Source organism: Pseudomonas sp. AC083, assembly GCF_979253165.1.
On record NZ_CEEDDH010000001.1, the window covers coordinates 103,594 to 126,031 of the forward strand.

A 22,438-nucleotide genomic window follows, 5' to 3' on the forward strand; every position below is an offset into this window, starting at 1 on the left:
TGGTTGAAGGGGGGGGCGTGCTGATTACCCTTTGATTATTGATTTCGGCGCCATCCTTTAGCGTAGACATCCCGTCCAGTCCTGGGTTGCCTGCTCATAATCTCAATCGATGAAACATCTGTCACCCGTGCAGCTAAGGTGATGGTGAGCGTCTGAATCTTTTGAGTTTATCGTCTCAATTTCCAGTCGGGTTGCTGCGATTTGCCAGTAACCTCGGCGTCTACTTCAAGCAAACTCCGTAGCTCCCTGATTTCTGAGGCTTTTTGATTTTCCTCGGTCAGCGATATTTAGTTCTCAAATCGCGCACTCCAAACTTGCTTCACCGGGACGTGATGTATATATTCCCCGCTCGGCTTTTCAAGCGGCCATCCTGTCAGGATCGCAACCGCAAGGCTGAGCAAAGCAACACCGCGCTACCGCCCGAATGGCGAAACTGGTAGACGCATGGGACTTAAAATCCCCCGCTCGTAAGGGCGTGCCGGTTCGATTCCGGCTTCGGGCACCATGAATATCAAGGGCTTGCATGACATACCTCATGCAAGCCCTTAGTTCTTTTTTCCGCAATCAAAAAATCTTTTCCGCAATTCGTGACCGTTAGTCACCTCGTAGGGGTGACCTTCATGCCCTTCCGCATACGGATGTACTGTTCTGTCATCCCTACGGTGGTGTGCCCAAGTTGGTCTCGAGCTTCTCTGATGTTCCCTGTTGACTCCTCTTTATCCGTGGCCGCTTTTGCTCGTAGGTCGCGCATCTGAAATTCTGCTTTTGGAATCCCGGCTGCTTCCCTGGCGTCATCGAACCTTTTTCTGAGCATGCTGGTCGTCATCGGCTGCCCAGAGTCGATTACTACCAGGCGTGTTGATCTGATTTTCTGTCCGGTCTTTCGCGCCATGATTCGATCTATTACGACTTTGAGCTCACCAATGATTTCGATCCTTCGTTTAGCCCCAGTTTTGCCTTGCTGGACGGAGAGCTTTCCGTCCTTTATGTCGCGCTCATCCATCTTCAATGTGTCAGCGACCCTCTGACCTGTTAGATAGAATAGGTCCAAAGCATCTCTTAATGGTTGATCGGCATGCTGGTATGACCGCAGCCACGTACCTATCCAAGAGCGCCTTCGCCGCACACATCGGCCGCTCACCGAGTTACATCACCTGGCTGAAGGAAAACGGTCGACTGGTCCTGTCCCCAATGGCAAGCAGGTCGACGTTCTGGCCACCGAAGCATTGATCCGCGATACCGCTGACCCGAGCAAGGCTGCCGTCGCTGCTCGCCACCAACAGGAGCGGCTTCAGCGTAATGTGTACAGCCACGTCGCTACACAATCCGAACCGACCAACATGGCTGCGCCGCCGCCCGTTGATCCCGCGCAAGAGCAGTCCCCGGACTTTCAGAAAGCGCGTGCACATCGCGAGCACTACTTGGCGCGGATGGCTGAGATGGAGTTTCGCAAGGCGCAGGGGGAGCTGGTGGAAATCAGCTTTGTGCAGAAAGCCGCTTTTGAAACGGCGCGATCGCTTAATCATTCGCTAATGAGCCTGTCGCCGCAATTGGCGCCACAACTCGCCCCGCTGTCGGATCCGTGGGTGGTGGAGAGGCAGCTAACGGCTGCGCTGCGCCAACGACTTAACGAAGCGGCACAAGTGTCAAGCGATGACTTTGGATTTGCGTTTAGCGAGTGCTAAGGATATCCGCTGATAGGCATTTTTCTGCTCGCATCGGAATTGATTGGCGCCTGCTTCCAGTCAGTATTAGCCGTCGGCGTAAAGTGTTATCACGCGCCTACCGATGCAGCAGGCAAGTGTAATTTTGAATCTACCACCGCATGCGTAGTCACCCATTTTAAGACCTGGATATGCAGGTTCTTGTCAGAGGGTTATCGCTCTACTGCGACGCACTTGATCTCCACGAGAAGGCCAGGTCGAGCTAATTCACTGACACCAATGCAGGTCCATGCACAAGTGCTTCTCGGAAATACTTTATCCTTTACGCGTCTGAAAATTGGCATGTGACGGTGCATGTCGACGTGGTAAGTTGTCATTTCTACGACATCTTCAAATTTACAGCCACCTGCCTCCAAGACGATCCGGAGATTGTCCCATGCAGCTAAAAACTGCTGCTCAGGTTCTTCAATGACGGATAATTCCGGCGTCCTGCCTACCTGACCCGCGCAGTAGAGAGTTTTTCCTACCTTTACTGCTGGTGCATAACCCGCGCGCTCGTAGATCAATCTCATGCCATCTGGAACAATGATCTGACGGTCAGTCATGATTGCGGAGCCCCAAGTTAGAACGGTTACGAAAGCTAACTCAGGGGCCAGAGCCGCGTCCACTCAGTTCACTTCTCATCTATTAATCAACCCCACAGGTGCTTTTAGCCGCTGCTGAGTCTTTTTGAACTCATTACCTAATGTGGCTACCTCGATCGATGCAAAAGGCGCGAGCCGGTAGCGTTACTGATCAGAAGCATTTCGATGGTTGGTTCGCTGCTAGGCTGGCTCGTCAGTTCGTGTCGTCATCACCTTGAAATATATCTGCGTAAAGTCGCGCGACTGTAGGGGTAAGGTTATGACCGGCAGGAATGAGAAAGTCGGCGTGTGGTGCGAGCCGTTTTACGTAGATGACTTCGTAAACCCTGCGCACGATTCCAGGTGCTGTTTCTTCCCGGTCCAAGCCAGGCATTATCCCTACCGCTTTGTAACCGGCTTGCTCCAGTGCTTGTTGCATATACGGCGTGCGGGTTGTTGCCATGCCATAGATCAGCCCCGCGCCCATGAACGTGCCGATTTTTTCTCCCAGGTCCTGGGCCGCAACGGCCAGTCTGGCTTGTCTGTGCGGTTTGGCTACCGCGCCGACCCGCCCGAAAATAACGTCAGCATCGTCAATTTTTTCCCACGTGGCGATAGCGACAATCTCATCGTTCTGGCGGACGACGGTAGCGAATATGCCTCGATCCGGATCGTCTTCGAGCACCACGTTGTCTGCGTAGAACTGCTGGTCCAGAAACGGGCTTGCCAACCCCACCGAAATGGAGGGAAACCATGTCCGGAAAAAATCTGTCGCGACATTGATCTCCTCACGTTTCAGGTAATCCCAACTGTAGCCATAGGGTAAATCGGTGAAGCTGCGAATTTGCTCGATCGTTGGCCATTTCATGCGGTTCTGCTCGTTTGTCTGATTGCTTCGATAAGTGGCGCCGGGGTCAGGCCCGAGGGTCAGGGTTATTGGCGGGTGCCGGGGCATGCCTGGCGGCGATCTGCCTGTGGCGCTCGACCACTTCGCCAATGACCAACTGCATCAGCCTCTGCACGATGGCCGTATCCAGCTCGGCCTCCTGAGCAAGTGCTGCCAGACGCTGGTATTGCTGCTGCTCTCTGGCCTCGTCTACCGCAGGCAACTGATATCGGGCCTTGAGCAATCCGACCTCATCGGTACAGCGAAACCGTTCCGCGAGCAGGTGGATGAGGGCGGCGTCGATATTGTCGATGGTTTTCCTGAATGTTGAGAGTTGACGCGCGATGTCGGAGTTTTCCATGAATGACCTCGTGACAGGTGTTCGAAAGAACTTCTCAATGATTCGTCTGCTGAGCAAAAACCGACCAGTCCTTGTCGCCATCTCCCCTGGCTACCGCCGACGTCATTTTCAATCGCACGGCATCCGCCGCTGGCAACTCCAGCCCCTTGAGACGACCCGCATCGATCGCCAGATTCATATCCTTGAGGCCAAGCGACAGTTTGAATCCCGGTTCAAAATTGCTGCTGACGATGTTCTGCCCATAACGTTGATAACTGGGGCAGGCGAACAGGGTCTGGGTCATGAGCTTGATGAAAATCGAAGGGCTCAGTCCGTGGCGTTGAACGAGTCCGCTGGCTTCGCCCAGCGACTGGATGGCTTGGGTGATCATCATGTTGCCGGCGATTTTCGCGATACAGGCCTGTTCAGGTTGGTCGCCCAGATACCAGGTTTTTTTCCCGAGCAGGTCGAACAGCGGTTGGACGGTCGAGACAGCGGCCTGCGATCCGGCCGCCAGGATATTCAACTCGCCCTTGGCCGCCACGGCGGGCACGCCGAAGACCGGCGCCGCGATCAATGGCATGCCGACGGCTTCATGTTCGCGCTGCAACTCCAACATCAGCGAAGGCGACAAGGTCGACATCACGACATGCACGCAAGCTTTGTCTGCAGTTTCCAGAACAGCGCTGGAGAGCAGCACTTGCCTGACGGCGGCATCATCGGCCAGAAGAGTGATGACTACCTCTTGCTGGAACGCCGAGGCCGGCGTTTCGATAACGCTGATGCCTTCGAGATCCTTGATCGCCGCCTGACTGCGGTTCCATGCCGAGACGTGATGGCCAGCGCGGACGAGCAGTGGAATGATGGCTCTGCCCATGCATCCCACTCCGATAAAACCAATCTTCATTTGCAGTCTCCGGTTGGTATTCGACGACGGTGAATGCAGACAAGTATGTCGGGCACGGGATTGCTACGGCACTGCCATTGCTGCACTCTCACTGTTCATTTTTGTACGGGGGCGGAGCATGGACTGGAGTGATGTGCGGGTCTTTCTCGCGATTGCCCGCAGCGGGTCATTAGGGGCTGCCGCCAAGCTGTTGGGGGTCAGCCATCCGACCGTGGGGCGGCGCTTGCAGGTGCTGGAACAGTTCAGTGGCCAACCCGTTTTCCTGCGTACCAACCAAGGTCTCGTGTTGACCGACAGCGGCGAGAAGCTCCTCAGCCTCGCGCAGGAAATGGAGCAAAGTGCGTTGGCCATCGAAAGGCGCCTCGCGGGGGACAGCGCACAGCCCGAAGGTGTGCTGCGCATTTCCTGCGCTGACTGGTTCGCCTGTTATGTGCTGGCCCCGGTGCTGAGTGAACTGGGCCGGCGTTATCCATTGATCGTGCCCGAGGTCATTGCCGGGCATCGATTGTTTGATCTGGCTCGCCGCGACGCCGACATCGCGTTTCGAATCGTTCCGTTCACCGAACCCGATATCGTGCACCGCAAGCTGATCTCCCTGACTTACGGGTTATACGCAGCCGTTGGATCTGCTGACCCTGAGCCACAGGGCGCCGGGCTGGGTCTGATCACCATGAGTGTTGCCCAGTCTCATTATCCCGATGTGCAGTGGCTGCAGCAGCGTTACCCTCTGGCGCGTACCGTGTTTACCAGTAGCAGCCGCACAGTCCAGGCGCAAATGTGTGCGCAGGGGCAGGGCGTCGCGGTATTGCCCCGCGCTTTGGGCGACCAGTTGACGGCGCTGCGTCTGATCGATTCAGATGAACCGCCACCAGGCCGCGACATTTGGATGGGCTACCACCAGGACATGCGCCAGATGGACAGTCTGCGCGCGCTTGCCGACCTGGCCTCCGTCATGATTGGCACTCAGGCAGGCGGTTGATTCACTCTGCCGGCTGCATGGCCGCCGTTTGCAGCTCTGCAGCAGATTGGCGCGCCAGACTCAGACTCAGTCCTGCGCCTACCACCAGACACGCAGCGATGCACAGTATGGCGACGGTGAAGGCGTGGGTGATGGCCGCCGCGTCCGTGTCCTTGCCCAGAAGCGTGTAAAAAATGCCACCGATGATCGCTACGCTCAGTGCCGTGCTGATTTGCAGTGTGGAACTGGTGATGCCCGCAATCATGCCGGAATACGCCGGTGCCACGCGTCCAGTGATCATGCGCATCAATGTCGGAAGGGCCAGTCCTTGTCCGAAACCGATCAGAAAGAGAATCACGGCAAGGGACAGCGCAGAGGGCGTGACGGCGGTTGGCGTGTGCGCCACGAGCCAGGCCAATAGCACGAACCCCAGCACTTCGAGTGCCATTCCGAAGGGATTCACATAAGACCCCAGCAAACGCCGGAATAGATGGGTGGCGAGCGGCCCCAGCAAGAAACCAGCGCCGAATGGCAGAAAGACCAGACCTGCACTGAGCGGGCTCGTATGCAGCGCTCCCTGTAAATAGATGGAAAACAGCAGGAAGAACACGCCGATCGCGTAAAAAGTCAGCGCCACCAGCAATGCCCGGCCCAGCCCGGGCGCACGCAGTGCAGCAGGGTTCAGCAACGGCGCGCCTTGCGCTTGATACAAGCGGGCTTCGTAGCGCCAGAACAGCCAGGCCAGCAGTGGCACCGCCGCCAGCGACAGCCAGGCCCACCACGGCCAGCCCGCTTCACGTCCCTCGATCAGTGGAACGATCAGCGCCGCAAGCGTCACCATCGACAACAGCGTTCCACCCAGATCCAGCTTGCTGGTCTGGGGTGCGCGGGTTTCCTTGACCACGGGGATGGCGATCAGAATGACCAGCAACGCAATCGGTAGATTCACCAGAAATATCGACCGCCAGCCCAGGTTCATCAGGTTGAGCGAGATCAGAATCCCGCCAAGTGCCTGGCCGACTACCGACGCCAAACCAAACACCGCACCGTACAGGCTCAACGCCAAGGGTTTTTCCGACTCAGGGAATATCGCCTGCACTGAAGCGAGTGCCTGCGGCGCCATGACAGCGGCCGTCACGCCTTGCAGCGAGCGTCCGGCGATCAACACCCAGGGTGACTCGGCGACACCGCAGATCAGTGAGGCGACGGCAAAGCCAATCAGGCCAACGAAGAACATTCTCATGCGGCCAAAGATGTCGCCAAGCCTTCCGCCGGTGATCAGTGTCACGGCATACAGCGCCGCGTAAGAAGAGATGATCAACTGTTCGGCAGAGGAGGCCGTGCCCAGCGATTGCTGAATCGAAGGCAGCGCTACGTTCACGATGAAGAAATCCAGCGGCGGCAAGAATGCACCGACCAACAGGATGGCGAACATCAGCCAGCGCCGCTGTTCCGGAAGGGCTACTATTTTCTCAGGCATAAGGTCTCCTTTCTGAAACCCTTCGGCTCCAGAATATTTTCGATTGCGAGTCATGCTTTGAATAAGCTGACTTCAATCTAAACGATCAAACCCTGGCTGACGCCTCACATAAATGAACGGCCAATGTTCATTTATGGCAGTGCCGCTGCGCCCCTGCCTCCTCGCAAAATGGCCGCACTGTGGTTCCAGTCGAGCCACACAACCGAAATCGAGGAGTCAGTTATGTCAGGTAAATTCGCTGATCAGGTCGCAGTCGTCACCGGCGCGTCCACCGGGATCGGATTTGCGATTGCACAGGGTTTGATTGCCGAGGGCGCCAGGCGCGTTTACATCACCGGGCGTTCTGCAGCCACGCTGGAGGCTGCGGTGGCCAAGCTTGGCGACAGGGCGGTCGCGGTCATTTCCGATGTCGCGCGCCAGGTTGATCTGGACGAGCTCAAGGCGACGATTGAGGCGCACGGCGATCAACTGGACTCAGTGTTTGCCAGTGCGGGTATTTGTGAAAAGAACCCGCTGGGCGAGACCACCGAGGCCGCCTATTTCAACATGTTCGACATCAACGTAAAGGGAGTCTTTTTTACTGTACAGACGTTGATGCCATTGTTGAAAAATGGCGCTTCGATCGTGCTGACGGCCTCTATCTGTTCCAGCAATGGCATGGAAGGACTGAGCCTCTACAACGCCTCCAAAGCCGCGGTACGTTCCTTTGCCAGGACGTGGGCCAACGAACTCAAAGGTCGCAAGATCAGAGCGAATGTCCTGAGCCCTGGCTTCACCCGCACACCGCTGATGGATAACGGCTTGAAGATGAGCGAAACCGACGTCGCCGCGCTGCGTCAGCACGTCGAGCAGATCACGCCATTGGGGTACATGGCCGAGCCTGAGGAAATCGCCTCGTCGGCGCTGTTTCTTGCGTCTGCCGATGCGAAATATGTCAACGGTGTGGAGTTGATGGTCGACGGCGGCCTGTCGCAGATCTGACCACGTGCTCAACCGTAGCGCAGCCCTCGCGCAGGGCTGCCTCCCTCGCTTATGCGCAGCCCCTGCAGGAAACCTCATCATGAACAATGAACAACTGACAGCCCGACTGGACGCCCTGGAAAGTCGCGCCGCCATCGAGTCGCTGATCAGCGCCTACGCCAATGCTTTCGACCGCATCGACGCCTCGCTTCTTAGCTCAATCTGGCACGAAGAGTCGACACTGGATCTACCGGGTTTTGGCCAGGCTGGAAACCGTGACGAAATCCTGGCGATGGCGCAAAACAGCTGGCGCCAGATGCCCCATATGCACCACTGGATGGCCAACCCGCTGATTGAAATCGAGGGTGACAGCGCAGTGGGCACGGTAGCTGCGGATTGCCTGTTTCATGACATTGAAAAAGGCCCGGTGCAAGTCAGCGGTCTTTACCACGACAGGTTTGAACGTCGGGACGGAAAGTGGGCGTTCCTGTCACGTCGTTTTGAAATGCATTTCCTGACGCCGTTAAAAGATTGGGTACCCGCAGCGGGCGAAGAACAGTTTGCACCGTTCGAGCAGCTCAAGGGAACGACAGCGAAAAACGAATAGTCCCGGCCCTTGGCTGTTCGACACCCACGTGGCCGTCATGCAGTTGCATGATGGCCACGACAATGGCGAGGCCAAGCCCGTAGGAGTCGGAATTCTGGTGCCGAGACGCATCGCCACGGTAAAAGCGGTCGAAGAGTTTGCCGAGGGTTTCGTCGCCCAGCACCGGCCCTTGGTTCTCCACCTCAATCCGGGCACCTCCGTGGGTTTCCAATACCCGTATCAGAATCTCGGTGCCCTCGTAAGCGTAGCGAACAGCGTTCGCCACCAGGTTGCTCAACGCTCTGCGCAGCAGCAAGGGGTCAGCGAGCACGATACCATCGCCCGTTATTTGGAAGCTCATTCGCCGCTCTTCAGCCAAACCCTCAAAATACTCAGCGATGCGCTGTGATTCGTCATGCAGCGACAGTTGTTGGCGCTCCACTACGGCTTGCGCTTCATCGGCGCGCGCCAGAAATAGAATGCTTTCGACGATGCGCGAGATCCGTTCGAGTTCTTCAAGGTTCGAAGCGATCAGCGCCTGATATTCGTCCTCGCTACGGCGTTGGCGAAGGGCAACCTGACAATGTCCCATCAACGACCCGACCGGCGTGCGGATTTCATGGGCAAGGTCGGCGGAAAATTGCGTCAGTCGCTGATAACCCTGAGCAAGACGATCAAGCATCGCGTTATAGGCGTCACTCAGCTGTTGCAATTCAACCGGCGTATCGGCGCTGTCCATACGGCTGTGCAGACGCTCAGGCGTTATGGCTGCGGCATGGGCGGCCATTTTGCGCAGCGGACGCAGCCCGCGACGCAATAACAGATAACCCAGCAACGCGGTTGCCAGAAAGGCAAGGGCCACGGCCAGGTAGATGCGCTCGCGATACGCTGCAAGCATCGCCATTTCCTTGCCCATAAGGTGGGCGGCCGTCAATCGGACTACACGGCCACCCGACGTCGTGACTACGGAGGCGGCGCGCAGCCTTGTTCCCGAGTCGGTCACGCCGCTGCGCAGATCACTGACGCTCAGCTTTGTGTCCTGGCCGATCACCGGCAGTTCAGGCAACGTGACGTTGAGTGGATTGACCTGGATGACCGGTGGCTGCCCCGGCTCTTCAATGATGAAGATGTCGTCTTCGCTGTCGAGCATGTTCTTGAAAATCTGCGGGCTGTCGCGCAGCTTTTCGATGGCGAGTTCGTAATGCAGGAGCTTGCGAAAATGCTCCAGACGGCCCATCACCGCGTGATCGCTGTAGACCAATACCGAGGCCTTCATCGTCTGATACAGATAGAAGCCCGCGCCGGCCACGGCCAGCATCGCGACCATGGCAAACGCCACGGTCGATCGCAGCGTCAGCGAGGGTTGGCGTCGGGACCGCATGGCCTCACCTCGCAGACATAGCCGATACCGCGAATGGTATGGATCAGCTTGATCGGGTAGGGCTGGTCGACCTTGTTGCGCAGGCGCTTGACAGCGACGTCCACCACGTTGGTATCGCTGTCGAAATTCATGTCCCAGACTTCCGAAGCGATTTGTGTCCTGGACAACACATCGCCGGCTCGACGGAGAAACAGATGGAGCAGGGCGAACTCCTTGTTGGTCAGCACGATCACCTGTTGTTGGCGGGTCACGCGGCGCCGGACCAGATCCAGTTCGAGATCGGCAAGGTGGAAATGGTCGGCTTCGCGCACGACACCGCGGCGCAGAATAGTGCGGATGCGCAACAGCAGTTCGGTAAACGAAAAAGGTTTGATCAGGTAATCATCGGCGCCCAGTTCCAGACCGCGAATGCGGTCTTGCAACTGGTCGCGCGCGGTAAGGAACAGCACGGGTACGTCTTGTCTGGCGCGCAACAGCTCGATGATCTGAAACCCGTCAATCCCGGGCAACATCACGTCCAGCACGATCAGGTCATAGGTCGTATGCAAGGCCATGTGCAGGCCGTCAGCGCCATGCTGGGTCCAGTCGACGTTGTAACCGGACTCACCGAGCCCCTTTTTCAGGTACTCACCTGTTTTGGTGTCATCTTCGATCAGCAGGATATGCATCGTCAGGCGCGCTCGGGTTTCTTCATGACGGGGTTAAGTCCGCGACATCGGTATCTCGGCTGTGCAGTGTAACGGGATGAGCGGGCGCAGTCGGTTACATTTCTGTCATACATGGTCAGGGTTGGCGAATGACAAAAATGTCATTCGACGGTCATCGTGACGTCCCGGTCTGCGGTCGAGGATGGCGACACATCAACCCATGAGGAATCGTCGCCATGCAACTCAAAAACGCCCTGTCTACCACGTTCGGTTTGGTGATGCTCAGCGCTGCCGTCATTGCCACCGCCGCCGACATGCCGGTCATCAAACCACTGCGCGGTACGGTGGAAAGCGTCAGCAACAACACGCTGACCTTCACTGTCCGCTCTGGCGCCCAGCAGACGATCGGACTGACTGACAAGACCGGTATCAGCCGGGTATCGAAGGCCAATATCGACTCGATCAAATCCGACAGCTTCATCGGCTCGGCGGCCATCCCGCAGGCCAACGGAACCTTGAAGGCGCTTGAGGTCACGGTATTCGACGCCAGGCTCAAGGGCAGCGGCGAAGGTCATTACGGTTGGCAGAACGCAGACGGCAGCACTGGCACCATGACCAACGGCACCGTTGGCAAACTGTCCAAAACCGACGGCCGCACGTTGACCGTCAACTACCAGGGCGGCGAGAAACAAATCGTCGTGCCGGATGACGTGCCTATCGCCTACGTCGAGCCAGGCAAAGCCGATGAGCTGGTCAAAGGAACGAAAATCGTCGTGTTCCCCGCTGCAGATGGCACCGCACGCGGCATTGCAGTCGGCAAGGATGGCTTCCAGCCACCGATGTAATCATCTGAGAAAGCTTGAGCGTTGCCGTCTGGCAACGCTCCGCTACACGGAAGGCTTGCAAGGGGAACCACGTGAGACAGAAGAAACTGCATCCCTGGCCGGTTCGCCTCACCCATTGGCTCAATGCGGCCTGCATGGTCTGCATGTTCATGAGCGGTTGGGCTATCTACAACGCCTCGCCACTGTTCAGTTTCAGGTTTCCGGTGTCATTGACCGTGGGCGGTTGGCTGGGCGGGGCACTTGCCTGGCATTTTGCGTTCATGTGGCTGCTGCTGATCAACGGCGCAATCTATGTGCTGTACGGGTTGGCCAGTCGTCATTTCAAACGTGAGCTGCTGCCCATCGGCATTGCCGCATTGAAGCATGATCTGACCGATGCCTTGCGCTTTCGGCTGGTGCATGAAAAGGGTGTCTATAACGCAGTACAGCGCCTGATGTACTGGATCGTGCTGGCGGCAGGTGTACTGATCGTGATCTCGGGTGTAGCGATCTGGAAACCGGTTCAACTTCAAGAGCTGGTCGCGTTACTGGGCGGCTATGACGTTGCTCGTTACGTACATTTTGCGGCCATGGCGATGATTGCAGCGTTTGTAGTGATTCACCTGGTCTTGGTGATTCTGGTACCAAAAACCCTGGTGCCAATGATCACGGGTGGAGTGCGGACGCCTAATAACGAGAAAAATGGGTCATGACTGAATTTAAAATAACAACGCGTCAGCGCGTCAGGATTGAACCTGCGCAACAGCTTGAACTGGAAAACATTCAGCGCCGGCATTTTCTTCGGGCCGGCCTGACGGTTGGCGCGATGTCGATGCTGACCGGTTGCAACCTGCAGGACGGCGATCAGGTCGACAAAGTGCTTTGGGCCATGTCGCGTTGGAACGACCGGGTCCAGGCGTGGCTGTTCAGTGGACGGAAACTGGCGCCGACCTTCGCCCGCGCGCAGATCACCAAGCCGTTTCCGTTCAACGCTTTCTATGGTCAGGACGATATCCCTGAAGTAGACCTGACCAGTTACTCGCTCGCCGTCTCCGGCCGGATCAGGGACAAGGCGCCGTGGACACTCGAAAGCTTGCGCAAGCTGCCGCAACGCAGCGATATCACTCGGCTGATCTGTGTTGAGGGCTGGAGCGCGATCGGTCAATGGGGAGGTGTACCGCTGAAAACCTTCCTGGAACACATCGGCGCCGACACCACAGCGAAATTTGTCGGTTTCAAATGTGCCGATCGTTACTACTCCAGTCTGGACATGCCGACTGCCTTGCACCCGCAGACGCTGTTGGCACTGGATTACGCTGACGTGGCGCTGCCGCCCGAGTACGGCTATCCGCTGAGGGTTCGGGTCCCCACCAAACTGGGATTCAAAAACCCCAAGCATGTTGTCGAGATTTTCGTCAGCAACGACAACCCGGGCGGGTATTGGGAAGACCAGGGCTACAACTGGTTCAGCGGGATCTGATGAAGCAAAGAACGGAACTGTCACGCCAGGAACACTGGCGAGATTCATGACACCAAGCGTGATATGAGGCATGCCGATGACCGGTATTTCTGCAGTACCGCCAGCACCATCCGACTGGCCAACATCAGAACCCAGGATGCGGGCAACGAGTGATGGAGCAGATTTCCAATCTCTCTTGCAGGCTCAGTCCAGGCCACCTTTACAACAGTCAGATAAAGCTCGCACTCGGATGCTCTTTGATAATCTTGCCGCATGTACCTTCAATGGCGAAAAAAGGGCTATCTGCTCTGATGTTATCGGCACAGGGGGACTGAATGCGTTCGCCATTGCAGTGGCTCTTTCGCCGCTAACCGTCACCTGGGTACCGACCGAGATTGTTCGAGCGCCACTGCGTTCGCCTGGGATACGGACTTTTCGCCGTCGCAATCCCTCTTCAGCCGAGAGCTCCTTCCTCAACCGGTCAAGCTCGGAGGATAGGGGTTATGATTAGACGTGTCTCGAGAGCTTGCTCGCCGTAGGCCAGTATTATTAAGGGAGAAGCACATACCGCCAATTCTCACCTGTAGCGTTGAATGGTCTTCGTTCGCCTGAAGTAGAAAGCCCGATGGCTTCTCTACCGTGGCGAAGGTGGTGTTATGAGGCAGCGTCGACTTACAGCCTATTTTTCCACCCCGCTGTCATCCCCCGTTTATTCTGAGCATCAGAGAATTATAGCCCGCCATCAGGGCTACTTTTGGCCGAAGGTAGTCGTTCGTGAACGGCCGCTTTCGGTCCAGAGTGTGTAAAAACGCGCTGATGCACTGTCGGCGCGCAGCGCTGACGGTTGTTAGCTGAGTAATTGCTCACAACAAGTCCTGCGGATCATCACGAGGGTCTGGGAGCCCCTCGCGCCGCTTCTACCTTGCTGGGTGGCCAAAATACAGACCTCTTCAGGCCGACAGCGCCTTCATTAAACTGCTGGTACCGAGAATTTTCATGATTCGTTTCAAGTTGTAGGCGAGGACGTTCAAGCTCATCTCCGCACTTACTCCGTTCAGCTTTCGTGTCAGGAAATGTGTGGCGCCCATCCATTGTTTGAGTGTCCCGAAGGGATGCTCGACCGTACGCTTGCGGACTCGCATCATGTCCGGCGCGTTGCTCAGCCTGTTCTGCATTTCCTCCAATACGGCTTCATGCTCCCATCGCCGAACTCGCCGTTGCTTGCTCGGTGTGCACTTCGATTTCAGCACGCATCCCTGGCAATTAGAACTCCAGTAACGGTGCAGCGTCAGGCCTTTTTCAACGCTGGAAAAGCGCCAGATCAACGCCTCTCCAGCGGGACAAATGTATTCGTTTTTTGCCGCGTCATAGATGAAGGCATCGTTATTGAAACGTCCGTCAGCCTTGGCTCCAGAGGTCATCGGTTTGGGCACATAGGCGGTGATGCCTGCATCGTGACAAGCCAGGATTTGTTCGCTTTTGAAGTAACCTCGGTCAGCCACTACCGACAACGTATCTGACGCCATCGCCTCGCGGGCCTGCTTGGCCATCGAGCTGAGTAGATCGCGGTCGGAACCGACGTTGGTCACCTCATGCGCAACGATCAAATGGTGCTGGGTATCGACCGCTGTCTGCACGTTGTAACCGACGATTCCAGTGCCGCGCGTCATCATGGAACGGGCGTCTGGATCGGTCAGTGAGACCTGTTTATCCGGTGATTCGTTGAGCTGAGTTTCAATGACCTGCAACTCTTTCATCTGAGCTTTGAGTTTGTCGATTTTCTCTTGCAGACGAGCAGCCTTGGGCTGAGCGACCGAGGGTTCTTGCCGATCGGTTTCGTCGAGCGCAGTCAGGTACCGATTGATACTTGATTCAATTTCTTCCATCCGCCGTTTCAGCTTGGCGCTGGTGAAATTGCGGTCGCGGTTATTGACGGCCTTGAATTTACTGCCGTCGATGGCGACCAGATTTTCTTCGAACAGTCCTAGCTGCTGGCACAGCACCACGAACTGGCGGCAGACACCTCGGATGGCCTTGCTGTTGTCTTTTCGGAAGTTGGCGATGGTCTTGAAATCGGGCATCAAACGTCCAGTCAGCCACATCAGCTCGACGTTGCGTTGGGCTTCTCGTTCAAGACGCCGACTCGATGGAATGCGGTTCAGATAGCCGTAGATGTAGATTTTCAGCAGGATCGCGGGATGGTAAGCCGGCCGGCCAGTATCAGCCGGTATGGCGCCTTCGAAACCCAGTTTGACCAGGTCGAGTTCGTCGACAAAGACGTCGACTACGCGCACCGGATTGGCATCCGTGACGTAATCGTCGAGGCTCGCGGGAAGGAAGGTTTCTTGGCCTCGATGTTCACCTTGGATAAAGCGCTTCATGGGCGATCCCTGCGATGAAATCCTCAGAAATCATAGCAGGGCTAAGAGCGGTGTTCTGTTCAGATATTGATGCGTTTTTCAACCGCCTGTAGTTGCCTTACCGGGTCCCAACCACTCGGCGACGCTTGAGCTTTGCTCCACCAAAGCATTCCTTTAGAGATCCATAATTTCCGCAAATCAGCATGAGCAGATGTTGCGTCATCATAGCCAAACTGCGTACCGCAGGACGGGCACATGCCAAAAGAAGAGCAGCCAACCTCATCGTATGGAGGCTCTTCAAGCCCGGGGTATCCACAAACCGGACAAAGATATGAAACGTTGCTTGCAATCATCCAACCCCCAGATTTCTAGCATCTAGCCCACGTTGTCGGCGTACCTGCTGATTTCCGGAATCTTATACTGAATCTGAGCAACTGATGTCTGACCTGGGCTGAGTAGGAAAAAACATTAGAGTGGAAGCCGCTAACAAGCGGTTTTGACACACTCTGGGCCGATAGCGGCCCTTGAAGACTGACAGGTGGAATTCCTGCCTATGTCAATTGGCCCCTACACCTAGCCCAAGCGTGGGCACCCTTTCTTGCCACCTCGGAAACCGGGCCCTTGTAAGCTGGGTACACCGATCCTTTCTGCCTAGCTAGATGGGGCGACAGTTACCAGTGATAGATTCATGTCGATCTGTAGCCTATCTACCACGTCCGGTCCGTCGTCCTTGGTCCACGCTCCGTACTGCTGACTGATCATCTTTCCATGAGTATGGCTCAACTGATCTGAGATCCAGTCGACCGGCGCACGGTGACGGCCAGGCCTCTCTACAGCCCGGTTTCTTTCCGCAATTTATTTTGAGGTACTGATTTTGCTGTCTTGGAACGGATAAGAAATGTGTGCGATGCGGAAAAATCATGTCCCTAAGCGGATGATTTAAAAGAAAAAAATTACGGACTTAAAATCCCCCGCTCGTAAGGGCGTGCCGGTTCGATTCCGGCTTCGGGCACCATCTTTCAACAAAGGCCTGCTAGCGAAAGCCAAGCAGGCCTTTGTGCGTTTACGCTTCGAGATGTTCCTGGTTTTTGCCGCGTCGATGGCTTGGGCAAGGTGCGAAATCCGGAACCACCAGCGCTCCGCCGATGCCGAAATAGCATCGACAAAGAGGGCAGAACCATGACTGATGAAAAAACCGAAGTGCCGCAAGAAGTACCGGATCAAACAACCCCGGCGCATTCCACCGAAGAAGAGCGCGAGCGCTTGAAGGACTTCAACAAGGACGGCATCCCGCCGGGCACTTGCTGATCAGCGGTCACCGTGGCTGCGTCACCAGTTCCCCGCTGATCGCATCCATCATCGCCGGATGCTCCTCAGCGGCGACGCGCAAATCCTCGGTGACCCGCAACTCCGCACCCGTCGGCGAATAGGTGGCTGCCGCCGTGAACGGTGCGGGGTTGGCCGGCACCGGGCGTTTGCCACGGCGCCAGAAGAAAAAACTGACCATGCTCAAATTGACCACTGCGAAGACCCAGAACAGGCCGTTGGCGCCGAACGAGTTCATCACCGGCGAGATCATCATCGGGCTGATGGCCGAGCCCAGCGAGTTGATCAGCAGCAAACCCTGAATCATCGGCACCAGCGCTTCGGCCGGGGCGCGGTCGGCCGCGTGGCTGACGGCCACCGGGTACAGCGCGAAGACACCGCCACCGAGCAGAAACAGCATCGCCGCGAGCATTGTCGAAGACAGCGGCAGCAGCACAATCACCAGTGATAACGCGGTGCACGCCACCGTCAGCAGCGTCAGCACCTGCAAGCGATCGGTGCGGTCGGACCAGCGTCCGACCGGATACTGCAGCAGCATCGCGCCGAGAATCGTCCAGGCCATCATGCTGCCGACTTCACCGACGTCCAGACCTCTGCGTTGCAGATACAGCGGCAACAAGGTGTAGATCGCCGCGATGGTCACGCCCGAACCGAAACAGCCGACCAGCCCGGTTGGCGTCACGCCCAGCAGTTGCCGGGGCTTGAGCGGCTCGACCTGATCGAGCAGCGGCGATACGCGCGGCAGGATCACGATCGGCAGCACCGACAACGCAGCGAGCATGCCGGCGACCATGAACGGCGCGCTGTCACTCATGCCAGTGATGGTTCCCAGCGTCGCCTGGCCCAGAACGCCAGCGCCATAAAGCACGATCATGTACAGCGCGAGCAAGCGCCCGCGAATCTTCTCGTCACCGGCCAGTAGCAGCCAGCTTTCGATCACCAGGAACACACCGACCGTGGCCCAGCCGTTGATCAGGCGCAGGATCAGCCAGCCCCAGGTGTCATAGAACAGACCCTGCAACAGGATCGTCACGGCGATCAGCGAGGCGAAGCTGCCGTAGGCACGAATATGGCCGATGCGCAGAATCAGCCGGTCGTTGAACACCGCGCCCAGCGTCAGGCCGATGAAGTAGGCCGACGAAACAATTCCGATCATCGTCGCCGAGGCGCCGGCGGCGTCCAGGCGAAGGGTGGTCAGGGAAGACAGAAAACCGTTGCCCAGAGCAATAATGAACAGCCCGAGCAGGGGCGCCAGCGCCATGGCCAGCAAACGCGGAGACATAAAAACCTCAAGAAATCGTACAGCGCAACGTGCGCCTCTGCGCATGCGGTTGCCAGGCTGGAACAGGTGTTGTGCAAATGTCTGCCGATCGGGCAGGGCGGTGGCGTCGGCCGTACGTCAATGAGGCATGGCCAGTCCTGGAAAGGCCTGTCTATGACCAGACTGGACCTCTGCAAGAGCGCGCGGGATTCTACGGCTTGCGCAGGATTTGCCAATAGCCGAAGGCTGCGACGTTAGGACGCAGGCAATTTCGAAGTCGAAGAGGAGGCTGAAAACCCAACATCGAGCTCAGCTCTGACAAGGGCCTGCCAGCGAAAGCTGCCGCAGGCCCTTGCTCGTTTCAGCGCCTAAGTATGCGAAATCAACAAGTCACTGATGATGCAGATCGAGCCATCCTCTGGCGGCGTGGCGTCGGTGTAGTCGATCTGGTTGTAGACGCCGCCGTGGAAATTGAACACCTGCGAATTCCACGTTGAGTCGAGCTGCAAATCACCTGATGTACCGACAACGCCGTTGTAGTCAACGGTGACTCGAGCCACGCCGGCTGAATTGGCGCGAATGGTGATCTTGAACTTCGCCCCCAGCGGCACGCCCTTGAGCACCGTGGTGTTGACCGGGGTGGGCTGGTTGAAGCTCTGGCGGAAGCCCATGGTGATGTTGCCTTTCTGCCAGAACACTTTGATGACCGGGCCGTCGTCGTTTTTCACATGCATCTGCGAGATAACCACTTTCTGCGCAGAGTTGACCTTGGTCACGGTCATCTCCTGATAGTTGAGGTGGTCAGCGGCGCTGCCCAGCGACCAATAAAAGGATTCTTTCCATTCGCAGCGGGTGCGGTGAGTGCTCTTGCTCGAGGCGCCTTTGGTTGGCGCGGACAGTTGCAGCGATCCATCCGGCAGCACCGTGACGATGCTGGGGAACTGCGCAATGGCCTCGGCGCCGTTGAGCTCAAGTGCGACCGGATTGGTTGCCGAAACGGGGACCGGAGTGGAGAGGGTGAGATTGCTGATGTTTACGGCCATGGTTTGTACTCCTGACGATAAAAATCATTAGCGACCCAAGCCTTCGGTGGATTGGCACATCTGTCCGCGCGGACTTTCACCATCTCTTGGGCACAGCACCATGGCGGCGCAAGCGGCCGCCGCGAAAACACAAAGGGCAAAGATCACGCCCGTTGCCTCCAGCACTGCACCGAAAATCGGCGTGCCGGCGGTTTGGCCGAGTGCCAGGAGCAGAAACGGTATGCCCAATCCCAAGTCCGGACGATCCGGAAACAGGCGGATGCCTTGCAGCAGATAAACGCCCGAGGAAACGATATAGGCCGCGCCAAACAGGCACATTGCGATGAGGCCAGACCCGGCTGATATCGAGGCGGCCGACAGGCCCAATGTCCCGAGGGCGATCCCTGCCAGTGCCAGATGCTGAATACGCACGACACCGAATCGGCCGGTGAACACGCCCGTCATGCATCCGCTGATTCCCGCCGCACCCAGGACTATCCACGCCCATGCTATCGACTGATCTGAGAATCCAGCCTCGCTGCGCAGGATATCGGCACCGAATGTCCAGATCGCCGTGCTCGCCAACCCCATCAGGAAAGCACTGGCGCACAAAGGCAGTACGCCGGGTCGACGCAGCATTGCCAGCGAGAAGTTCTGCGCAACGTCACGCTCGACCCGGCGCGGTACCGCAAACCAGAGCCAGATCGTGACGCCGATGCCGATCAAGGCAAACAGGGCATACAGCTGGCGCCATTGCCCGGCCGCCAATATCGCCGCCAAACCGGAAAAAACGATGCCCGCCGCTGTCCCGGCATTGATAAAACCATTGGCTCGCGGGCGATCCGCATCATCAAGACGCGCTGCCACCGCACTGGCCAATGGCGGCGAAGTCAGACCCGTGCTCAATCCCGCCAGCGCCACGCCGCAGCCCAACGTCAGCCCCGACGAAGCGACAACCACCAGTCCCATGCCCAGTGTCGCAGCGGCGCCGGCCATCACCGTCAACCTACGCGGACTCACTTTGCCGTTGCACACAAACGTCGCGACGATGCCCACGCAATACGCCGCAAATGCACTGCCGCCGATCCATCCAGCGGCGGAAACGCTCAGTGCCAGATCCTGACGAATCTGCGGCAGCAGCAGGCCATAGGCGAAGCGTGCCAGACCGTAGGACAACGCCGTCAACGCGAAGGCCGCCAGCACCAGATTGATGCCGCGCTTCACGAGCCCATTCCTCCCGCAAGCGCGCGCCTTTGAAGATCGGTCATTTAGCAGCAGACGTGGTTTTTTTGCGGGTTCTGGTCGCGGGAGCAACGGTCCCAGGCTTGGCCTTTTTCCGTGGTGCCGGCGGCGCTACGCTGCTGGCGACCGAACCTGGCAAGCCATCGGAATCGAACGCATCCAGTTCTGCGCGCGCCTGCAACCAGTGCTCGAAATCACTTCCGTGCGGCCGACCTTGTTCCTCCCAAAGCCTGTAGGCGATCTTGCGGATGGTTTCCTCGTCCATTTCGTTGTCTCCTGCTGATATAAAAAAGTGCCTCGAAGGCGAGCACCCTTGGCGGATCACGGGGAAATCGGATCGCTGGCGGGAAAGGTTTCCTCGACTGCCTGATCCAGTTTCGAGTCACTGACATTGCGCTCATCGGCCCCAAGGTTCTGCTCGCAATGGCAGGCCGAGGACGGGCACGGTTGGCCCTTCGGGTGAAGATCCGCGCAGGCCTGACTGCAAAACTGCTTGCCGTCACGCTCGAAGGTTTGCTCGCCGCTGCATTTGCAGGTGCAGCCCGGGCAGGCGCAATCAATTGTTGAAGGATCGTTAGCCATGGGTTTCCTCCAGGTGGTCTGTCAGGCCAGTCGTTACCGATTCTGATAACCCGCCCCGCACCTGCGTTTGATGATTTTCCCCCACGCCCGATGAGTGGTAGAGCGCAGAGGGCGAGGGCAGTACGGCGTTCAACGCGAGGGAAAGATTCAGCGCCAGGATCAGCAGGATCGATACGCTGAAAATGCGCCGCGCCCAGACTTTCGCATTGGTGGTTCGCACCGGTCGCAACGTCAGATAAAACCAGTGGCCGCCCAGGCCAAGTACCACCAGCGGATAAGAAACATTGATAGCCGCAACCCAGCCCAATATCGCCGCGCTGATCAGGAACGCGACCATGTACAGGTTGATCTCGCGTCGTGCCTGTCTGAGCGTCAAGGTTGGCAATCCGGCGGCACGAAAGTCTTCATGGCGCATGACGGTGATCGCGTGGGAGTGGGGCATCTGCCAGCAGCAAAACACCACGATGAGCATCAGCGCCGTGGCATCGAAGCTGCCGGTCACGGCGCAATAACCGACCACCGGCGGCATGGCCCCGGACAGGCTGCCGACCAGCGTGCCCCAGTGCGAACGGCGTTTCATCAGGCAGGTATAAACGCCCGCATAAACGATCAGACCGACTGCCGCCATGGCGCAGGCCAATGCTGTGGTGCCGACCCACAGCAAACCGAAGCCGATCACACCCAGCACCGTCGCGTAGCAAAACGCACTGGGCAACGACACAGCGCGAACGGCCAGCGCCCGATGACAGGTGCGCACCATGCGCCGATCGATATCGCGGTCGACGCAGTTATTGATCACGCAACCGCAAGCGATGACCAGCGCGGTGCCGAGCAGGGCGGCCAAGAAATGCGCCAGGGACACCGGGCGGCCACCGGCGGCAAGCAGATAACCGCCGAACACCGAAGCCAGATTGCCGACGATGATGCCGGGCTTGGTCAATTCCAGCCCGACATTCAGCGACAGCCGCCATTGCTTCAGTGCGCCAGCATGTTGTGGTGAATGCTGTCCATGATCCATAGCGAAAGCCCCACCAGCAGAAGAATGATCACCACCGAGAAGATCAGCGCTCTGAGGTTCCAGCGCTGCTCCTTGGCGGTGTCCAGATGCAGGAAATATTTGAGGTGGGCGAAGACCTGCACCACACCGAGCGCGACCACCACCCAAGCGGTGACGCTACGTGGCAGCGTCGGGTACATGACCAGGCCAAAGGGAATCACCGTCAGAATCACCGAAATGATGAAACCGACCATGTATGAACGACTGGTGCCATGGCTGGTGCCGGCACTGCTATGAATCGGGCTCTGGTTATACATGTCACACCACCCCCAGCAGATAAACCACGGTAAATACGCAGATCCACACCACATCGAGGAAGTGCCAGAACAGACTCAGGCAACTCAAGCGTGTCGTATTGGTGTTGGTCAGGCCCCGGCTGCTTACTTGCAGCATCAACACCGCCATCCACACCAGACCACTGAGCACGTGCGCGCCGTGGGTGCCGACGAGGGTGAAGAACGCGGTCAGGAATCCGCTGCGATCCGGCCCGTAGCCTTCTGCGATCAGATGATGGAATTCGTTGATTTCCATGGCGATGAAGCCGCAACCCAGCACGAAGGTGACGCCAAGCCAGCGCAGCACGTGGGATTTGTCATTGCGGTTCATCGCCAGCATCGCGTAGCCGTAAGTGATGCTGCTGAGCAGCAGCAACGCGGTTTCGGCAAGGACGTAGGGCAGTTCGAAAATGTCGACTGTCGAGGGGCCGCCAGCCACGCTGTCACGCAGGACCGCATAGCCTGCGAACAGCGTCGCAAACAGGATGCAGTCGGTCATCAGGTAGATCCAGAAACCGAAAATGCGCATCGAGCCCGCGTCTTCATGGCCATGTTCATGGCTGTGCGCGATGTCTTTATCCAGAACGATATTGGACAT

The 22,438-nt window shown here is 57.6% G+C and carries 23 protein-coding genes, 1 tRNA gene and 2 pseudogenes; 9 read left to right on the forward strand and 17 right to left on the reverse strand.

Annotated elements, in window-relative coordinates:
- The first annotated feature begins 418 nt into the window (after window positions 1–418).
- Window positions 419–505, forward strand: a tRNA-Leu gene (locus AC0IXA_RS00395).
- Between the two features lie 93 nt (window positions 506–598).
- On the opposite strand, the pseudogene AC0IXA_RS00400 reads toward AC0IXA_RS00395, so the two are convergent.
- Window positions 599–1,084 (reverse strand): annotated as a pseudogene (locus tag AC0IXA_RS00400) (tyrosine-type recombinase/integrase); the annotation flags it as partial.
- Here AC0IXA_RS00400 and AC0IXA_RS00405 point away from each other — a divergent pair.
- A pseudogene (locus AC0IXA_RS00405) lies at window positions 1,084–1,685 on the forward strand (terminase small subunit). The pseudogenes AC0IXA_RS00400 and AC0IXA_RS00405 overlap by 1 nt on opposite strands.
- Before the next feature lie 191 nt (window positions 1,686–1,876).
- On the opposite strand, the gene AC0IXA_RS00410 reads toward AC0IXA_RS00405, so the two are convergent.
- From AC0IXA_RS00410 to AC0IXA_RS00425, 4 genes are all read right to left on the reverse strand, one after another.
- Window positions 1,877–2,269, reverse strand: a complete 393-nt coding sequence (locus AC0IXA_RS00410) for a RidA family protein (RefSeq protein ID WP_009049394.1) — start codon at window positions 2,267–2,269, stop codon at window positions 1,877–1,879.
- A 232-nt stretch (window positions 2,270–2,501) separates the two neighbouring features.
- Window positions 2,502–3,155 (reverse strand): hypothetical protein, encoded by a 654-nt coding sequence (locus tag AC0IXA_RS00415; protein ID WP_471811082.1) that lies wholly within the window; start codon window positions 3,153–3,155, stop codon window positions 2,502–2,504.
- Window positions 3,156–3,201: 46 nt separating this feature from the next.
- Window positions 3,202–3,534 carry a chorismate mutase gene (locus AC0IXA_RS00420; RefSeq protein WP_042609810.1) on the reverse strand — a complete coding sequence of 111 codons (333 nt, stop codon included), beginning with the start codon at window positions 3,532–3,534 and terminating at the stop codon, window positions 3,202–3,204.
- A 34-nt stretch (window positions 3,535–3,568) separates the two neighbouring features.
- On the reverse strand, window positions 3,569–4,420 hold the full coding sequence (locus AC0IXA_RS00425; RefSeq protein ID WP_042609811.1) for an NAD(P)-dependent oxidoreductase: 852 nt from the start codon (window positions 4,418–4,420) through the stop codon (window positions 3,569–3,571).
- Window positions 4,421–4,538: 118 nt separating this feature from the next.
- On the opposite strand from AC0IXA_RS00425, the gene AC0IXA_RS00430 reads away from it, so the two are divergent.
- Window positions 4,539–5,399 (forward strand): LysR family transcriptional regulator, encoded by an 861-nt coding sequence (locus AC0IXA_RS00430; RefSeq protein WP_122704478.1) that lies wholly within the window; start codon window positions 4,539–4,541, stop codon window positions 5,397–5,399.
- Window position 5,400: 1 nt separating this feature from the next.
- On the opposite strand, the gene AC0IXA_RS00435 is transcribed toward AC0IXA_RS00430, so the two are convergent.
- Complete coding sequence (locus tag AC0IXA_RS00435; protein ID WP_223631549.1) at window positions 5,401–6,912, reverse strand: MFS transporter; 1,512 nt, start codon at window positions 6,910–6,912, stop codon at window positions 5,401–5,403.
- A gap of 168 nt (window positions 6,913–7,080) precedes the next feature.
- On the opposite strand from AC0IXA_RS00435, the gene AC0IXA_RS00440 reads away from it, so the two are divergent.
- On the forward strand, window positions 7,081–7,839 hold the full coding sequence (locus tag AC0IXA_RS00440; RefSeq protein ID WP_471811085.1) for an SDR family oxidoreductase: 759 nt from the start codon (window positions 7,081–7,083) through the stop codon (window positions 7,837–7,839).
- Between the two features lie 79 nt (window positions 7,840–7,918).
- Window positions 7,919–8,425 (forward strand): nuclear transport factor 2 family protein, encoded by a 507-nt coding sequence (locus AC0IXA_RS00445; protein WP_042609814.1) that lies wholly within the window; start codon window positions 7,919–7,921, stop codon window positions 8,423–8,425.
- On the opposite strand, the gene AC0IXA_RS00450 is transcribed toward AC0IXA_RS00445, so the two are convergent.
- Window positions 8,397–9,785, reverse strand: coding sequence for a heavy metal sensor histidine kinase (locus tag AC0IXA_RS00450; RefSeq protein ID WP_039760264.1), 1,389 nt, complete (start codon window positions 9,783–9,785; stop codon window positions 8,397–8,399). The two genes, AC0IXA_RS00445 and AC0IXA_RS00450, sit on opposite strands and share 29 nt — an antisense overlap.
- Window positions 9,758–10,453: a heavy metal response regulator transcription factor gene (locus tag AC0IXA_RS00455; protein ID WP_039760267.1), complete on the reverse strand. Its 696-nt coding sequence runs from the start codon at window positions 10,451–10,453 to the stop codon at window positions 9,758–9,760. The genes AC0IXA_RS00450 and AC0IXA_RS00455 overlap by 28 nt, the downstream gene beginning before the upstream one ends.
- 215 nt (window positions 10,454–10,668) lie before the next feature.
- Here AC0IXA_RS00455 and AC0IXA_RS00460 point away from each other — a divergent pair, with 215 nt between their 5' ends.
- The 3 genes from AC0IXA_RS00460 (at window position 10,669) to AC0IXA_RS00470 (ending at window position 12,736) form a co-directional block, all read left to right on the forward strand.
- The gene (locus AC0IXA_RS00460; RefSeq protein WP_042609816.1) at window positions 10,669–11,277 is read left to right on the forward strand and encodes a hypothetical protein; all 609 of its coding nucleotides are present in this window, start codon (window positions 10,669–10,671) and stop codon (window positions 11,275–11,277) included.
- A gap of 71 nt (window positions 11,278–11,348) precedes the next feature.
- Entirely contained in the window at window positions 11,349–11,969 is a 621-nt protein-coding gene (locus AC0IXA_RS00465) for a cytochrome b/b6 domain-containing protein (protein ID WP_110599401.1), read from the forward strand.
- Window positions 11,966–12,736, forward strand: coding sequence for a molybdopterin-dependent oxidoreductase (locus AC0IXA_RS00470; protein ID WP_039760272.1), 771 nt, complete (start codon window positions 11,966–11,968; stop codon window positions 12,734–12,736). Before AC0IXA_RS00465 ends, AC0IXA_RS00470 begins: the two co-directional genes overlap by 4 nt.
- A gap of 929 nt (window positions 12,737–13,665) precedes the next feature.
- Here the strand turns inward: AC0IXA_RS00470 and AC0IXA_RS00475 are convergent.
- Entirely contained in the window at window positions 13,666–15,096 is a 1,431-nt protein-coding gene (locus tag AC0IXA_RS00475; protein WP_281881221.1) for an IS1182 family transposase, read from the reverse strand.
- A gap of 1,158 nt (window positions 15,097–16,254) precedes the next feature.
- Between AC0IXA_RS00475 and AC0IXA_RS00480 the strand changes: the two genes are divergently transcribed.
- Window positions 16,255–16,383 (forward strand): hypothetical protein, encoded by a 129-nt coding sequence (locus tag AC0IXA_RS00480; RefSeq protein WP_341637663.1) that lies wholly within the window; start codon window positions 16,255–16,257, stop codon window positions 16,381–16,383.
- A gap of 7 nt (window positions 16,384–16,390) precedes the next feature.
- On the opposite strand, the gene AC0IXA_RS00485 is transcribed toward AC0IXA_RS00480, so the two are convergent.
- From AC0IXA_RS00485 to AC0IXA_RS00520, 8 genes are all read right to left on the reverse strand, one after another.
- The gene (locus AC0IXA_RS00485; RefSeq protein WP_263216943.1) at window positions 16,391–17,683 is read right to left on the reverse strand and encodes an MFS transporter; all 1,293 of its coding nucleotides are present in this window, start codon (window positions 17,681–17,683) and stop codon (window positions 16,391–16,393) included.
- A gap of 347 nt (window positions 17,684–18,030) precedes the next feature.
- Window positions 18,031–18,705: a polysaccharide lyase family 7 protein gene (locus tag AC0IXA_RS00490; RefSeq protein WP_122507221.1), complete on the reverse strand. Its 675-nt coding sequence runs from the start codon at window positions 18,703–18,705 to the stop codon at window positions 18,031–18,033.
- Window positions 18,706–18,732: 27 nt separating this feature from the next.
- A complete protein-coding gene (locus AC0IXA_RS00495) occupies window positions 18,733–19,908 on the reverse strand; it encodes an MFS transporter (RefSeq protein WP_471811090.1) in 1,176 nt (391 codons plus the stop codon).
- Between the two features lie 40 nt (window positions 19,909–19,948).
- Window positions 19,949–20,191, reverse strand: coding sequence for a DUF2934 domain-containing protein (locus tag AC0IXA_RS00500; RefSeq protein ID WP_136493453.1), 243 nt, complete (start codon window positions 20,189–20,191; stop codon window positions 19,949–19,951).
- A 56-nt stretch (window positions 20,192–20,247) separates the two neighbouring features.
- On the reverse strand, window positions 20,248–20,508 hold the full coding sequence (locus AC0IXA_RS00505) for a metallothionein (protein ID WP_166554697.1): 261 nt from the start codon (window positions 20,506–20,508) through the stop codon (window positions 20,248–20,250).
- The gene (gene cyoE, locus AC0IXA_RS00510) at window positions 20,501–21,526 is read right to left on the reverse strand and encodes a heme o synthase (protein ID WP_471811093.1); all 1,026 of its coding nucleotides are present in this window, start codon (window positions 21,524–21,526) and stop codon (window positions 20,501–20,503) included. Before cyoE ends, AC0IXA_RS00505 begins: the two co-directional genes overlap by 8 nt.
- Complete coding sequence (gene cyoD, locus AC0IXA_RS00515) at window positions 21,484–21,822, reverse strand: cytochrome o ubiquinol oxidase subunit IV (RefSeq protein WP_016774550.1); 339 nt, start codon at window positions 21,820–21,822, stop codon at window positions 21,484–21,486. The genes cyoE and cyoD overlap by 43 nt, the downstream gene beginning before the upstream one ends.
- Window position 21,823: 1 nt before the next feature.
- Window positions 21,824–22,438, reverse strand: coding sequence for a cytochrome o ubiquinol oxidase subunit III (locus AC0IXA_RS00520; protein ID WP_024012803.1), 615 nt, complete (start codon window positions 22,436–22,438; stop codon window positions 21,824–21,826).